Raw genomic sequence first — 15372 nt, forward strand, 5'->3', positions numbered from 1 at the left:
AAAAGGCGTGCCCCGTTTCGCGAGTTTTTTAAGAATTAAAGCTACGGAATAAAATCATAGTGTATTTTTAGAAGAGGCAAGTAGTTGAAAAATGCTTCATTGCCTGACCGTTAAGGGGTAGCATGTTCTTCCATTTTTAGCGCAGTATGAAAGCTCTCCTATGGCCAATATCATTGTATTTAGTTTTGTCGCAGCTGGTTTTTTGTTTGGGAGTCACGCCAGTTTTGCAAAAGAATCCGTCAATCCAAACCCTGTTCGAAATATGTTTATCGATGCAGTAGCCAGTGACACTGTGCCAGGTATCAGTGTGGCAGTTGCTGATAAAACGGGGGTGATTTGGGCCGAAGGCTTTGGCTACGCTGATTTAGAAAATAAAGTCCCTATGAGCCCACTGCATAAATTACGCATTGGCAGTGTTGCAAAGGTGATGACCGCTGCTGCTATGATGCGCATGGTTGAACAAAGCAAAATTGATCTTGATGCTCCCGTTACCCAATACACGCCCTTATGGCCTGACTTTCATCCTACAATTACCTTACGCCAATTAGCAGCCCATACCTCAGGTGTGCGCCACTATAAACAAGGGGCTGATGAGTTTTTACTGAATCAAGCGTTTAGTGATATCAAGAGCGCCTTGGCCTTATTCAAAGACGAACCTTTGTTATTTACGCCAGGCACTCAGCATCAATACACCACCTTCGGTTGGACTTTAGTCAGCGCTGCTATGGAAGGAGCCGACAAACAGCGCAATTTTCAGCAAATCATGCAACAAGAAGTATTTGAGCCACTAAAGTTGCAAGACACGGTATTTGATGAACAATATCCCATTATTGCGCACCGCGCCCGGCCCTATAGCTTTTATCAAGGACAGTTGCTCAATTCACCGCAAACTGATCATAGTTACAAATGGGCTGGCGGAGGTTTTATCGCGACGCCTTCGGATGTTGTGCGCTTTGCCGTTTCCCAACTTGATGAAACCTATTTATCAGCCACAACCACTAACCTGATGTTCAAAAAAGCGATACTGCAGGATGGCTCAGAGGTCAATTTTGGCGTTGGTTGGCAAATAGGGTTTGAGCCGCTCAAACAAAACAAAGCGTATCAAGCAAAAGAACTGCAATCGATGATGAGTACTATGCCGCACGTGGTAATGCATTCAGGTGGCAGTATGGGCGGCACGACGATGCTAATACTGTGTACAGAGCATGCTCGTGCTGTGACTGTAGTGAAAAACGTGAATGGCGATAAAAGTGCGAATGTATTTTTGCTGGCCTTAAAAGCCCTGAGTTTTTACCATAATCACCATTAATTTATTTTATAATCAATGGAGAAGATGCCCCACTTAAGCTTATGTGTTTTTTGATTTCAGTAGGCCAATGCCTAAAGCCGCCATGGCCACAGCAACAATGGCATTGAGGTAGTTAAAAAACGCATAGGGTGCAAAATCGAGCACATCCACACCTAAAGTCGCCGTATAAAATGCCCCTGCGGTGGTCCATGGAATAAGGCCGGTAGTCAAGGTAGAGCCTTCTTCAACTGAACGTGATAGCACCGCACTGTCGAGTTGTTGTTGTTCATATTTGGGTTTGAATAGTTGGCAATTAAGAATAATTGAAATATAGGCCTCGCCCATCGCCAGATTCCCTAGAAAGCCCGACATGATGGTTGTTGCCACAAGGCTTGCGCTGCGTTTTACCCGTTTGATAATACCCGCCAATAGGGCAGTGAGAAAACCCGCGCCGTGTAACATTCCGCCCAGCGCGATGGCCATCAACGCCAATAACAAGGTCCAGCTCATGCTACTGATGCCGCCGCGCCCCAACAGGGCATCTAAATTAGTGATGCCGGTGCTTTGCGGGCTATTTTGCCACAATGCATTAAGTACCGTTATGGGGCTTTCACTTTGATAAAAGATAGCGATGCTTACCGCGAGAAAAATGCTGCACGACATTGTCACTTCTGCGGGTACTTTTCGAATACTTAATACCGCTAACAAAATAAGCGGCAGCAAGGTAACAAGTGGGGCAAGTTGATAGGTGTGACTCAAGGCTGTTTGGAGCGCGGCAATTTCGATCAGTTCAATACCTTGTTCGCTGTAATTGAATCCAATCCCTATAAATATTAGTAAGGTCAGCAGAAATGACGGGATAGTGGTGAACAGCATGGCGTAAATGTGCCGATATAAATCCGTACCTGCACTCATGGCAGCAAGGTTTGTGGTATCTGAAATAGGTGACATTTTATCGCCAAAGGTCGCGCCGCACACTATCATGCCAGCGACTAAGGGCAAGGGAATATTCATGGTTGAACCAATGCCGATCAACACCACACCTAAGGTGCCTACCGTTCCCCATGATGTGCCGGTTGCAACAGACATCAAGGCACATAGCAGTAAGCCTATGGGCAAAAACAAAGTCGGGCTGAGCCAGCTTAGTCCATAGTAAATTAGCGTAGCAATAGTGCCACTGTGCATAAAGCTGGCAATCACCATTCCAATTAAAATAAAAATATAGATAGCGGGAAGCGCTCGGGTAAGCGCATTATTCATCAGCTCACGGATGGACAAGTATCCGTAGCCTAAACTAAAGGCGTTAATACCTACCCACAAAAGACATAAAAACATCAAAGTGTGCAAACTGATCTCAAGGCCAAAAAGTCCACCGGCAATCATTAAAATTATGACGCTAAAACAAATCAGTGATTGCAAAAAACTGGGGGCGCGAGGTAGTTCAGACATAATGAAACAGCACACACAAAAATAAGAGTTGCGCCTAGCATAGCAGCGTCGTTATACAGCTGAAAACACTTAGCAACAGACTTGATAAAATAAATATGCCGCCATTTTTGTTTTAGTTGGTCTAAATAGCAAGCCAATCAGAATAAGTACCATATTCGTACTTTTATCGACGTGTCCACTGAGTCAATCGCGGTTTTTATTTAGATTAAAGCCCCTTATAACTCGGTGCTGGGAGCTGTTTTATGACCTTATGTTCTTCTGTGTTACTTCGAATTGAGTCTTCGCTCAAGACCAGTTTTATTGCAGACGCCCTAGCCATGCCAGTGCATTGGTATTATCAGCCCATTGAGATAGATCGAGCATTTAATGGAGGTATCCAAGGTTTTGAAGCCCCGCCTGATTTTCATCCTTCGTCTATTATGTCTTTGCATTCCAAAAGCTCCGGTGGGCGAATGACTGTGGCAGGTGCTAAGGGCAACACGTCTCCTAAACAGTTACCACAAGTTGTTGGCGATTTAATCTTGCAAGATAAAGCGCAGTTTTGGGACAAACCGAATGTGCATTACCACCAAGGCATGCAAGCGGGTGACAATACACTCAACGCCCATTGTGCTCGATTGCTCATGCGCACCTTAGCATCTTCAACTCAAGGGTATGATCGTCAGGCATTTGCCGAATCTTACATTGCTTTTATGACCGCCCACCCTGCCGCCCACCCTGACACCTATGCAGAATCTTACCACCGTGGATTTTTTGCTAATTTAGCCAAGGGTTGCAAGCCTGAAAATTGTGCCATGCAAACTCATGATACCGCCTCGATTGGTGCCTTAGTCAGTATTGCCCCACTCGTATTTTCAGAGCGATTGAGAAATTGCAGCACGGCAGGGATAAAAATAACGTGTCGTGCCCATTTGGCCTTGACCCATCCTGATGAAACGTTGATGCGCGTGTGTGATGACTACGTGCAACTGCTTTGTTGCTTGATGGAGGGGGCCGATGATGCACAGATCAAAGCCTTGCTGATAACGGCCAGTAAAGGGGCGGCAAAGTTTGACTTAGAAAAGCTGATAAAGCGCAACTTGCCTGACCATCAAGTGGTCGGGCAACTCTTTTCGCGGGCGTGTTACATTTCAGACTCGTGGCCGGCAGTGCTGTATTTGGCCTATAAATATCTCAATGATCCGTGGCAAGCTTTACGGGTGAATACTAACGTAGGTGGTGACAACGTGCATCGAGGCATGGTCTTAGGCGCCTTGCTTGGATTAACGAATAACAGTGTGGCGAGCAGCTGGTTTGTTCAACTGCAAGACCACACTCAGATTAATCAAGAAATTAGCGCTTTGCTCGACCCTGCTAAGTTAACGAGGTAAGCGCTGCCAAATAGTCAGTTCAGACAAGGTATGCTGAAACTTATGTTGGGTTTCACGAATAACAAAGGGCACCTTTTGCGCGTCGCCTACCAATGTAAAGTGGCTTGCTAGATGGTCTTTGAGGCCATCTAAGGTGCTGTAATTTTCGCCGTCCTTTTTGAAACCGCCAATCCACTCCTCTTTGGGTGTATGAGCTTCTAACCACGTGTAGGGTGAGGCAATAATCAGTAAGCCGCCATCGTTTATACGCTCAGCTATATCCTGTAAAAAGCGACGAGGTTGATAGAGTCGATCAATCAAGTTCGCGGCTAATACTAAGTCGTAGCCGCTGTATTGCGGTTTTAAGTTACAGGCATCACCTTGATAAAACGCAACGCGCGAAGCGGTATCTGCTAGTCCTAAGTTTTCTAAGGTACGAGTATGGTAGCTCACCAAGTCGCCCTCTTCGGTGCGGGCATATCGCACCTTACCTTGTTGCGCCATTTGAGTGGCCAAGCGAGTGAAGTTAGCGGAAAAGTCGATCCCTTCTACCTGTTCAAACTCACGAGCCAGCTCAAAACTAGCGCGACCACAGGCACAACCCAAATCAAGTGCCTTGACTTTGGGTTTATCTTTGAGTGCGTTTAAAGCAATATCGGCCAACGCTTTTGGAAAGTTTTCTACGCCATACCAGGTATCACCAAAATGAAACTCAGCATATTCTGACAATAATTGATCGCTTTCATAATAGGCATGCGGCGCTGTTGCTTCACCATCAGCAGCAACATAACGAAATCCAGCGTGCTGAAAAAAGTGACGTCTAAAAGCATAGCGGGCCGATAATCTGGCTTCATTGCCAGCTGAAATCCAAGAGCCGCCTTTGATAATATTATGTTTACCATCAAAAGTAGGGGTGGTGAAATCATCGTACAGCGGGTGTACGTTAAAATTATCGAAGGGGTAAATAGGTGTTTCAGTCCATTGCCATACGTTGCCTACTACATCAAACCACTGGCCATGTTGAAATCGGTTTACCGGACAACTCGAAGCATAATGGTCTAAGTGCAAATTCGCATTCGCTGCTTTGTTATTGAGTTCTTCAACACCGGCTTCGGCACATAGCTGGTACCATTCATCTTCGGTGGGCATACGAATATTTAGACCTGTTTGTTGTGCTTTCCACTCACAAAAGGCTTTTGCTTCAAGGTAGTTAACTTCTGCAGGCCAGTCCCACGCCATGTCAATTTCTTCGGTCATTAAACGTAAGCGCCAGCCGTTGTGCCAACGCCAAAACGTGGGATGTTTAGCTTGAGTAAACTGTCGCCAAGCGTTGCCTTCTTCACTCCAAAACTGGGGTTTTTCATAACCGCCGTCCTCAACAAATTCCAGAAACTCTTGATTGCTGACTAGATACTGACTGGCTTTAAACTCTGCAATTTCGGCTTGGTGATGGCCATATTCATTGTCCCAACCATAATAGGCATCATCTACGTCTTTACCTAATTTGACTGTGCCAGCGGCTACCGTAATCAGTTTATTGGCAGGCGCTAAACCTGTGTCGGGGCAAATAGGCCACTGTGGCAGTTTTTGCACTTTACTCAGTTCATGTTGACGAATAAGTACGGTAGAGGTTTCAAGATGAATACGTTCGTGCTCAATGCCCATAACGATCGGCCACCACGGGCTTTGCCAATTGATGGGCAAACTCAATGGTAAGGATTCAATCAGTTGCACCACACGAGCGCGCACGGCGGCGCGATAATTTTTTACCTCATTGACCGTCGGCCATTGGTAACTTTCCTCTGACAAATCATCCCAACTCATTTCATCAACACCTACTGCAAATACTGACTCCATGTGGGGATCAATTCTGTCGTTTATCAAATTTGCTAACAGCAGTTTGTTGATGAAAAAAGTCGCGGTATGGCCAAAATAAAAAATAAGAGGATGACGCAAAGAAATGGGTTTTTGGTAAAAGCCTGCATCGTCAACTAAACAATCAAACAGTTGTGTATAGGTGTCAAAGGTATTAGTAAAATAGCGGGCAATCTCTGTGCGTTTATCCTCTGCGGCGCTTGCGTTCAGCTTGGGCATTCTGCGTAACGCTCTTTCGCTGCTAACGCTTGAATGGATATTAGCTAACGTTTTCTGAGCGGTTTGTATGGGTAATGTCATGGTTGAACAGCTTCCTTTACGTTTCATTGCACCCTCATACGCGTTGGTATGCTATGCAGATTCAAACTTTTTACTTTTTTTGCATACACTCAACCATAACAAAGCAATCGCTGACGGTTAAGCTTTCAGTTTTTCTATGGCTTGGACTAAATAATCTCGCGAGCAACCAAAATTCAAGCGGAAAAAATCTTTTGCACCAAAGTCTCTGCCGGGTGATGGGCCAATGCCCTTAGCTTCGCACCACTTTTGCGTGTCTTCAACATTCAAGCCACTGGCATCAACCCACAATAAAAACGTTGCGGCGGGGGCGATAGCTTTAAGTCCGGGTATTTTATTTATTTCACCAAGCAAATAATCGCGATTGTCTTTTAGGTAGGCCAGTTCTTGCTGGTGCCATTCATCACAATGTCTAAATGCCGCATTGGTTGCCGCAAGACCGGTCACCGTTACCCATGGAACAATGCCGCGCGTTTCATGATTAAAGGCGGCTCGTAACTTGCCATTGGGAATAATCGCAAAAGAGGTACCCAAACCTGCCACATTAAAGGTTTTACTGGCGGCCATTAACGTTACTGAATGTTCTGCTAGCTCGGTATGCGCACTGGCCGGCAAATGAGGTACATCGTCTAAAATTAGGTCGCAATGAATTTCATCAGAGCACAGCATAACATTATGCTTTCTGCAGATTGTCGCGACCCTATCGAGTTCATCTTGACTCAATACCGAACCCACAGGATTCATCGGGTTACACATAATAAACAGCGTGGCTTTAGGATCGGCGGCGGCTTGTTCTAAGGCCTCAAAATCAAGTGTCCAGCGGCCATTAACTTCTACGGTATCAACACAGACCCGATTAAGGTTGTTAATCGCCGGTGCCGCCAGTAATGGTGGGTAATTGGGGGTTTGCACGATTACTGTGTCGCCGGCTTGACAATACGCTTTTATAGCAACGTTAAAGGCCGGTACTACACCGGGTGTCCACACTATCCAACTGGGGTGAATTTTCCAGTTGTATTGGCGCTGACACCAAGCCACAACAGCTTCAATAGCATCGGTATCGTGGGCGGGCAGGGTGTAACCCAATAAACCATCTTCTATGCGGGCATGCAAAGCGGACAAAATAGGCTCAGCACAGCGAAATTCAGTATCGGCAATCCACATGGGCAGAATGTCAGTGCCTTTGTACTTTTCCCACTTATAGGCTTTTGACCAACTGCGATCTGGTTTATCACTGAAATTCATATTGTGTCCTTGAGAAATTATATTAACTGCTTGCAGTTAAGGGCAATTTAGTCCCTTGCTGCTTATCTTTGCTTTAGGTTAAAACACAAGTCGGCATAACCCAAGAACTTGTGGGAATATTACATACTTGCTTTGCAATTTGAGTGGAATATTAGCAATGCTAAAACATATAAAATCGGTTTTATACACTAGGCCTGCATGACTGTTTCGCGATTAAAATGCTTCCACATAGAGCAAAATCGTACACCAAAGAGCAGCAGGCCCTGAACATCACGGGAGGATTTAGCCCTTGAAGTAAACTTAACTTGTAGGGGCAGGGGGGGAGTTTGGCTCATGTTGTTGAGAGATATTATCAGCTGCTTTTTGCTTTCTATGTAGGTTTAGCACGATATCCTCTAAGCGTTTTTTGTTGCCGCCGTTGAGCCGGCGGTTCAACAACTCGTCTAATAGCTCTTGTAAGGATATTTCTTTAAATTGTTCAATTTGCGCTTCTACTAAACTTTGCAATATATTCAAGCTAAAGGCTATTTCCCGCGGAAATAAGGTATACGCCCGATAGAAGTCTTTTAGTGCTGCAACATAGTTTTTTGCCGCATATTTCTCTAAGCCATATTTGTTGATTTCAAGGGCCTTAGGTTTACGCTCTTCTATGACCTCTTGATTTTTGACTAGCAGTATTTTACTGACGGCTTTGTCGTTACCTTCTTCATTTTCTCGCTGCTTCAAATAGCTCAGTTCGAGTAAGTGCTGAGCTCTTTCTGGTTTGCCTAAGGCGTAATTGATATTGATGGCATCAAACAGAGTCGAGATTTCGGCATCCAATAAATTTTCCATGCCGGGGCGGTCTACGATTTCTTTGACTTTGTCTTGATTACCCTCAAGCTGAGCAATGGTGGCAAACATATAATTTTTTTGAATAGCCAAACGTCCATCAATGCTTCTTCGCCCTACTGATCCCACCAGCGCCTTAGCGATATTGAGATCGTTCGCCCTTTCATTACTGGCTTTTTCTTCGGCTTCAAACAAATAACAGCGAGCTAAATCAAGGGTGATTTCTTCGAATCGTTCGCGCACACTGCGGTTAGATTCGCGCTTGCGTTCAAGCAGGGCAATTGCCTCTTTGCCACGTTCTAAACCTTGATAAATAAAGGCTTTCAAACGGGTGGCAGAGAGCGACAAGTCGCCCTCTCGGATTTGCTGCATGTAAGACTCTGCACGACTGTATTGATTTGCATCAAGGCTAATGCGAGCCAACCATTCACTGGCTCGATTGCTAGTCAGTTGTGCTTTGGTTAACTCGTGTAACAAGCTCTGGCTTTCTTGAATGTGATTATCAAGAAACAGATTTTGTATTAAGCCCCATTTGGCCCACATGACTTTATCTGAGCCTTGAAGCACTTCTCGGTAAAGGGCGGTTGCCTGACTGTAGCGTTCTAGCTTTGTTAAAATGCGTGCCTTTAATTTAATCAACGGATTGAGTTTGCGCAGATCTTGATTGGCTTCACACAAGGTTTCTGCCACATCTAAGGCTTGTTCTAATCGGTTTTGATCCATCAACTGATAAATAGGTAGTAAAAATAGATGCAGTTTTACGCAGGCACTCACGCTTTTTGAAAAGTTGCCAATAGTGTAAGGCTTGACAATGAGAGCCTCTGGCTGAATGTCGACAATTTGCCCAATAATCAGAGGTAGGCGGTCAGCGGTGATAAACATCAGGCAAGTAGCGTGTTTAAGGAGTTTTAGATGACGTAATTCTTGCACCACCTCTACGCCGTTTTTATTTTGTCCAAGATGATAGTCCATCAGCAGAATGTCAAAGTGACGGAATTTAAGATTAGCTTTTAATTCTCGGCCATTAGTGAAGCTAGCAATATCAGAAAAGCCCATATCCAACAAATGATTGCGGATATTGGAACGCGCTAATTCGTTATCTTCGACTACTGCTACGTTTAAATTTTTAGGCAACATAGTTAGCGTGAAAAAGTCCTTTCATGTTCACAAGCATATCAGGCTAGCACGCTTTATCTAGTTGAATGTTATATCGATTTAATCCTAGGTGTGAAATATCACAACCTGTATACAGAAGTTGGCAGTGAGTGCGTTTATAAATGACACTTAACGTTAACGTAAAGGTGACAAAGTTTGTTAGAGTTGCTTACAGATTTTTAACATAAAGCGCGTTTTTGCGTCTCACTTTTCTGTAAGGATAAGTATGCATACTGTTCCACTGCTCATTAATGGCGATTTCATTGCCTCTCTTACCACTCAATTTATCGACGTCACCAATCCCAATAATAACGCTGTCATTGCCAAGGCGCCATGTGCAACCGATGACGAAATAGCCGCCGCTGTTGCTGCGGCAAAACAGGCTTTTTTAACGTGGCGTGAAGTACCCGCACCAGAAAGAGCGCGAGTGATGATGCGTTATCAGCAGTTACTTAAAGAGCATCATGATGAAATAGCCACTATTTTGAGCCAAGAAACCGGTAAAACCTTGGCGGATGCTAAAGGGGATGTGTGGCGCGGCATTGAAGTGGTTGAACAGGCGATGAACGTACCGTCTTTAATGATGGGTGAAACCGCCGAAAATGTCGCGCGTGGCATCGACACTTACAGCTATATTCAACCCTTGGGTGTGTGTTTGGGTATTACGCCTTTTAATTTTCCGGCCATGATCCCATTATGGATGTTTCCTCTGGCCATAGCCTGTGGCAATACCTTTATTTTAAAACCTTCCGAACAAGACCCCCTTACGCCCATGAAGCTGGCTGAGTTGTTTATGCAAGCTGGCGCACCAAAGGGCGTGTTAAACGTGATCCATGGCGGTAAAGAGCAGGTCAATAAGCTACTGGCTGAGCCTGAAGTGCGAGCGGTCTCGTTTGTGGGCTCCGTGCCGGTTGGCCAACATATTTATAAAACTGCTACCGACAATATGAAACGTGCACAGTGTTTTGCCGGCGCTAAAAATCACTCGGTAATAATGCCAGACGCTAATAAAACGCAAGTATTGAATAATCTAGTCGGCGCTTCAGTAGGGGCGGCAGGTCAGCGCTGTATGGCTATTTCAGTAGCAGTATTTGTGGGTGAGGCTAAAGATTGGATCCCTGAACTTGCTGAGTTAATCAAAGCCGTTAAACCTGGCTTATGGGATGATGCTAACGCCGGTTTTGGTCCACTTATCAGTCCGCAGGCCAAACAACGGGTTTTGGCTCTTATTCAACAAGGTAAACAGCAGGGCGCTGAATGTTTGGTTGATGGCTCTGAATTTAGTTTACCAGGCTATGAAGCAGGTAACTGGGTTGGCCCGACGGTTTTCACCAATGTAGACGAAACAATGGCCATCTATCAGCAAGAAATTTTTGGCCCTGTGTTGTGCTGTATGTCAGTTGACACCCTTGATGAAGCGATTGCGCTGGTAAACCGAAATCCCTATGGCAACGGCACCTCCATTTTTACCAATAGCGGCGCTGCTGCGCGTAAATATCAACATGACATTGAGGTAGGTCAAGTGGGTATTAACGTGCCTATTCCTGTGCCTCTACCGTTTTTCTCGTTTACCGGCTGGAAAAACTCTTTCTACGGTGATTTACATGCTTACGGCAAACAAGCCATCCGTTTTTACACCGAAACAAAAACCGTCACCGCTCGTTGGTTTGATGAAGATGCCCAAGCGGCATCCAATAAAGACGCGCCCAATATGACCATTTCGTTGCGTTAAGCTTGGAGTGTAAAAACCATGAATTTTAACTTAACTGATGACCAAATCGCCTTTGCACAAACCGCAAAACAATTTGCCGACCAAGAGTTAGCGCCTTACGCGGCCTTGTGGGATAAAGAGCATATTTTTCCTAAAGCGACGATACACAAGGCTGGAGAGCTGGGATTTTGTTCACTTTACACCCCTGAAGATGCTGGTGGTTTAGGTTTAAGTCGGCTGGATTCCTCTATTATTTTTGAGCAACTTGCCATGGGATGTACCGCCACCACAGCCATGATGACCATTCACAATATGGCCACTTGGATGATTGCTACTTGGGGTACGCAAAGCGCCAAAGCCCAATATTGCCCGAGCTTAGTGACTGGCGAGCACCTTGCCTCGTATTGTTTGACTGAACCGGGGTCTGGTTCTGATGCCGCGGCCATGCGTTCAACTGCAAAGTTAGATGGCGACAGCTATGTGTTAAACGGCTCGAAAATGTTTATTTCTGGCGCGGGTGAAACGGAAATATTGGTGGTAATGGCGCGCACCGGCGAAGCGGGCGCTAAGGGTATTTCGGCTTTTATCGTACCGGCAGACACGAAAGGCGTTATTTATGGCAAAGCGGAAGAAAAAATGGGCTGGAACGCTCAACCCACCCGCTTGATTACCTTTGAAGATGTGCGTATTCCTCGCGATCATTTATTAGGTGAAGAAGGGCAAGGTTTTACTTTTGCCATGAAAGGCCTAGACGGTGGACGTATTAATATTGCGACTTGTTCAATTGGCACAGCGCAGCAAGCGCTCAATACCGCTAAAAACTATATGCAAGAGCGCACGCAATTTGGCAAACCCTTGGCGGCTTTTCAGGCTTTGCAATTTAAGTTAGCCGATATGGCCACGGAGCTTGTGGCAGCGCGGCAGATGGTGAGACTGGCGGCTTTTAAACTTGATCAACAAGACTCAGAATGCAGCGCCTATTGCGCCATGGCAAAACGTTTCGCTACAGATGTAGGATTTGAGGTATGTAATCAAGCCCTGCAAATTCATGGTGGATATGGTTATATTAAAGAATACCCGCTTGAACGGTACATGCGGGATGTGCGCGTGCATCAAATTCTAGAAGGTACCAACGAGATCATGCGTATGATAATTGGTCGTAGACTATTGACTGCAGGTGCCGGTGATATTCTTTAATATGGAGTAAACGTTTCAATGATAGAACAACAAAAAGTCTTATTCAGCCTATTGCCAGCTCAAAATGGGTATTTGATTGGTCTTGCAACATTGAATAAACCTAAGGCTTTAAACGCCTTGGATCAAGACATGATTGATTTACTCAATCCGCAGTTACAAGCTTGGCAGGCAGATCCTAAAATTTGCATGGTAGTGCTTGATAGCCAACTTGATAAAGCCTTGTGTGCCGGTGGTGATGTGGTGGCGATGCATCATGCGATGGCGGCTAATCATAGCGGTCAAGCGCCTGCCGCTTTACAGCACTTTTTTACCACTGAGTATCAACTTGACTATCTAATCCATACTTTCACCAAGCCTTTTTTGGTGTGGGGTAATGGGATCGTGATGGGGGGCGGCTTAGGTTTAATGAGTGGTGCCAGTCATCGTATTGTGACGGAAACTTCGCGTATAGCCATGCCCGAAATCAGTATTGGCTTGTATCCTGATGTCGGTGGTAGTTACTTTTTAAATAAGATGCCAGCAGGTTGTGGCCTATTTTTAGGTTTAACCGGTGCCAGTATTAACGCTGCCGACGCCCTGTATTGCCACCTGGCCGATTTTGTTATCCCTCATGCTTGCAAAGCTGAATTTTTAGAAAAGCTACAAACAGTCGATTGGCAAGCACAGCAGCAAGCCAACCATGAATTACTCGACACCTTGTGTGATGGTTTTGAAGATACCAATATTTTACCAAGCGCAAACTTGGTTAACTACGTATCGCTATGCGATTCACTGGCTTCGTGCACTGATGTGGTTAATGCACAGCAGCTAATTTTAGCGCAGCACGAGGTACAAGACCCTTGGCTTGATAAAGCGCAAAAAACGTTGCAAGCAGGCTCAAACATCACTAAACACTTGGTGTTTGAACAGCTTGCACGTGGCGCTGATTTGCCCTTGGCTGAATGTTTTAAAATGGAGTTGGTGATGTCTTGTCACTGCGGCACCGTAGGGGAGTTTCAAGAAGGCGTAAGAGCGTTATTGGTAGATAAAGACAACCTTCCTAAGTGGCTATATACCGAGCCCGCCACCGTGCCCAAACACACTGTTGATGGATTTTTTATGTCGCCTTGGTCGCCAGAGCAACACCCTTTAGCGCTGCTCGGTCAAGCTTAATTTTGTTCCGTAAACCAACCAAAGAAGGTGAGCAAGTATGCAATTTGCACTAAAAATCGCGTTTATCGGTTTAGGTAATATGGGTGGCCCCATGGCCATCAATTTACTCAAAGCAAAATTTAATGTGACGGTGTTTGATCTGATGCCCCAAGCGGTGGATACCTTAGTTGAAAAAGGCGCCAGCAGTGCAGCAACGGCAATAGATGCAGTGAAAGACGTTGATGTCGTTATCTCGATGTTACCTGCCGGAAAACACGTTGAGGCCTTGTATTTGGGCGATGACAAGCAGCAAGGTTTGATCAGTGTATTACCCAAAGATTGTTTGGTTATCGATTCAAGCACAATTGATACAGCAACCGCACAAAAAGTCGGCAACGCTTTGGCGAAAGAGTCTATCGCTTTTATTGATGCACCTGTCTCTGGTGGTGTGGGTGGTGCAACTGCCGGTACGTTGACCTTCATTGTAGGAGGTGAAAAAGACGATTTTGAACGAGCCACCCTAGTGCTGGATAAAATGGGAAAAAACATTTTTCACGCCGGTCCATTAGGGGCAGGTCAAACCGCTAAAATATGCAATAACATGTTGCTGTCGGTGCTGATGGTAGGCACCTCTGAAGCATTGCAATTAGCCATTGATAACGGGCTTGATCCCAAGGTGGTGTCTGACATTATGCTGCAAAGTTCAGGACGCAACTGGACACTAGAGCTTTATAACCCTTGCCCAAATGTCATGCCAAATGTGCCCTCTTCCAATGGTTACGAGGGTGGTTTTATGGTTGACCTCATGAAAAAAGACTTAGGCTTGGCCATGGATACCGCGGCAAAAAGCCACTCAGTTACCCCCATGGGTGAACTTGCCCAACGTTTGTATACCAAGCACAGCGAACAAGGGAACGGAAAACTCGATTTTTCCAGTATTTTTACTTTATTTTCTAACCCATCTAAAAAGAGTTAAACCATGCAATTAAAAGATTCTGTTATCGCCATCACAGGCGCTGCCCAAGGCCTTGGTAAGGCTATGGCTTTAGAGTTTGCCGCTCAAGGTGCCCATATCGCGTTACTCGATATGCAGGCTGAAGCACTTGACGCCACTGCCGCAGAACTGGCTGTATTAGGCGTAAGAGCCAAAGGCTTTGTAGTGAATGTGACAGACGAAGCCCAAGTAGAAAGCACCTTTGCCGCGATTATTGCCGAATTTGGTCAGCTAAATGGCTTAATCAATAGCGCGGGCATCATGCGCGATGGCATGTTACTTAAAGTGAAAGAAGGCAAAGTGGTGGATAAAATGTCCCGTCAGCAGTTTCAATCGGTGCTTGACGTGAATGTCACTGGTACCTTTTTATGCAGCCGTGAAGCAGCAGCGCAAATGGTTGAAAGCAAAAGCACAGGGGTAATCATTAACCTGTCTTCGGTATCTCGTGCTGGCAATATGGGGCAAACCAATTATTCGGCCTCTAAAGCAGCAGTAGCCACCATGACGGTTAGTTGGGGTAAAGAATTAGCCCGTTTTGGTATTCGCACCGGTTGTATTGCACCTGGCTTGGTAGATACTGCCATGGCACAACAAATGCGCCCCGAAATGCGCGAGCTATTTATTAAAAGCGTGCCAGCCGGACGTTTGGCCGATGTAAAAGAACTCGCCCATGCCGCAAAGTTTATCTTTGAAAACGACTACTTTACTGGCCGTACATTGGAGCTGGACGGCGGGACACGGGTGTAAAATATCGGTGTAGATTCATTATCGGTGCAAATTCATTGAAACAACATGCCCAGGATGCGACAGCTGATTTTTGAGATGACGTTTGTGCCTTCTTAGCTTTTGC

Annotated in this window: 11 protein-coding genes; 7 read left to right on the top strand and 4 right to left on the bottom strand. The window is 45.4% G+C overall.

Annotated elements, in window-relative coordinates:
- The first annotated feature begins 160 nt into the window (after positions 1-160).
- Positions 161-1309, top strand: coding sequence for a serine hydrolase (locus NWQ57_RS08375; protein ID WP_306021692.1), 1149 nt, complete (start codon positions 161-163; stop codon positions 1307-1309).
- Positions 1310-1348: 39 nt separating this feature from the next.
- Here the strand turns inward: NWQ57_RS08375 and nhaC are convergent, their stop codons facing one another.
- Positions 1349-2737 (bottom strand): Na+/H+ antiporter NhaC, encoded by a 1389-nt coding sequence (gene nhaC, locus NWQ57_RS08380; protein WP_306021693.1) that lies wholly within the window; start codon positions 2735-2737, stop codon positions 1349-1351.
- A gap of 242 nt (positions 2738-2979) precedes the next feature.
- Here nhaC and NWQ57_RS08385 point away from each other — a divergent pair, with 242 nt between their 5' ends.
- The gene (locus NWQ57_RS08385) at positions 2980-4107 is read left to right on the top strand and encodes an ADP-ribosylglycohydrolase family protein (protein ID WP_306021694.1); all 1128 of its coding nucleotides are present in this window, start codon (positions 2980-2982) and stop codon (positions 4105-4107) included.
- On the opposite strand, the gene ovoA is transcribed toward NWQ57_RS08385, so the two are convergent.
- The 3 genes from ovoA to NWQ57_RS08400 form a co-directional block, all read right to left on the bottom strand.
- A complete protein-coding gene (gene ovoA, locus NWQ57_RS08390; RefSeq protein ID WP_306021695.1) occupies positions 4096-6261 on the bottom strand; it encodes a 5-histidylcysteine sulfoxide synthase in 2166 nt (721 codons plus the stop codon). The two genes, NWQ57_RS08385 and ovoA, sit on opposite strands and share 12 nt — an antisense overlap.
- Before the next feature lie 117 nt (positions 6262-6378).
- Positions 6379-7503 (bottom strand): MalY/PatB family protein, encoded by a 1125-nt coding sequence (locus NWQ57_RS08395; RefSeq protein WP_306021696.1) that lies wholly within the window; start codon positions 7501-7503, stop codon positions 6379-6381.
- Between the two features lie 300 nt (positions 7504-7803).
- The gene (locus NWQ57_RS08400) at positions 7804-9471 is read right to left on the bottom strand and encodes a response regulator (protein WP_306021697.1); all 1668 of its coding nucleotides are present in this window, start codon (positions 9469-9471) and stop codon (positions 7804-7806) included.
- A 244-nt stretch (positions 9472-9715) separates the two neighbouring features.
- On the opposite strand from NWQ57_RS08400, the gene NWQ57_RS08405 reads away from it, so the two are divergent.
- The 5 genes from NWQ57_RS08405 to NWQ57_RS08425 are packed head-to-tail and all read left to right on the top strand — an operon-like array spanning position 9716 to position 15269.
- Entirely contained in the window at positions 9716-11221 is a 1506-nt protein-coding gene (locus tag NWQ57_RS08405) for a CoA-acylating methylmalonate-semialdehyde dehydrogenase (RefSeq protein ID WP_306021698.1), read from the top strand.
- Between the two features lie 18 nt (positions 11222-11239).
- Complete coding sequence (locus NWQ57_RS08410) at positions 11240-12397, top strand: acyl-CoA dehydrogenase family protein (RefSeq protein WP_306021699.1); 1158 nt, start codon at positions 11240-11242, stop codon at positions 12395-12397.
- Positions 12398-12415: 18 nt separating this feature from the next.
- Complete coding sequence (locus NWQ57_RS08415; RefSeq protein ID WP_306021700.1) at positions 12416-13549, top strand: enoyl-CoA hydratase/isomerase family protein; 1134 nt, start codon at positions 12416-12418, stop codon at positions 13547-13549.
- Positions 13550-13586: 37 nt separating this feature from the next.
- Positions 13587-14504 carry a 3-hydroxyisobutyrate dehydrogenase gene (mmsB, locus tag NWQ57_RS08420; protein ID WP_306021701.1) on the top strand — a complete coding sequence of 306 codons (918 nt, stop codon included), beginning with the start codon at positions 13587-13589 and terminating at the stop codon, positions 14502-14504.
- 3 nt (positions 14505-14507) lie between these two features.
- Positions 14508-15269 (top strand): SDR family oxidoreductase, encoded by a 762-nt coding sequence (locus NWQ57_RS08425; protein WP_306021702.1) that lies wholly within the window; start codon positions 14508-14510, stop codon positions 15267-15269.
- The last annotated feature ends 103 nt before the right edge of the window (positions 15270-15372 follow it).

It is taken from the genome of Paraglaciecola sp. (assembly GCF_030730205.1).
In the GTDB taxonomy this organism is placed as follows: Bacteria; Pseudomonadota; Gammaproteobacteria; order Enterobacterales; family Alteromonadaceae; genus Paraglaciecola.

Excerpts from the sequence above, each read along its gene's own strand:
- NWQ57_RS08375 (WP_306021692.1), top strand. The coding sequence starts at position 161 with ATGGCCAATATCATTGTATTTAGTTTTGTCGCAGCTGGTTTTTTGTTT.
- nhaC (WP_306021693.1), bottom strand. The coding sequence starts at position 2,737 with ATGTCTGAACTACCTCGCGCCCCCAGTTTTTTGCAATCACTGATTTGT.
- NWQ57_RS08385 (WP_306021694.1), top strand. The coding sequence starts at position 2,980 with ATGACCTTATGTTCTTCTGTGTTACTTCGAATTGAGTCTTCGCTCAAG.
- ovoA (WP_306021695.1), bottom strand. The coding sequence starts at position 6,261 with ATGACATTACCCATACAAACCGCTCAGAAAACGTTAGCTAATATCCAT.
- NWQ57_RS08395 (WP_306021696.1), bottom strand. The coding sequence starts at position 7,503 with ATGAATTTCAGTGATAAACCAGATCGCAGTTGGTCAAAAGCCTATAAG.
- NWQ57_RS08400 (WP_306021697.1), bottom strand. The coding sequence starts at position 9,471 with ATGTTGCCTAAAAATTTAAACGTAGCAGTAGTCGAAGATAACGAATTA.
- NWQ57_RS08405 (WP_306021698.1), top strand. The coding sequence starts at position 9,716 with ATGCATACTGTTCCACTGCTCATTAATGGCGATTTCATTGCCTCTCTT.
- NWQ57_RS08410 (WP_306021699.1), top strand. The coding sequence starts at position 11,240 with ATGAATTTTAACTTAACTGATGACCAAATCGCCTTTGCACAAACCGCA.
- NWQ57_RS08415 (WP_306021700.1), top strand. The coding sequence starts at position 12,416 with ATGATAGAACAACAAAAAGTCTTATTCAGCCTATTGCCAGCTCAAAAT.
- mmsB (WP_306021701.1), top strand. The coding sequence starts at position 13,587 with ATGCAATTTGCACTAAAAATCGCGTTTATCGGTTTAGGTAATATGGGT.
- NWQ57_RS08425 (WP_306021702.1), top strand. The coding sequence starts at position 14,508 with ATGCAATTAAAAGATTCTGTTATCGCCATCACAGGCGCTGCCCAAGGC.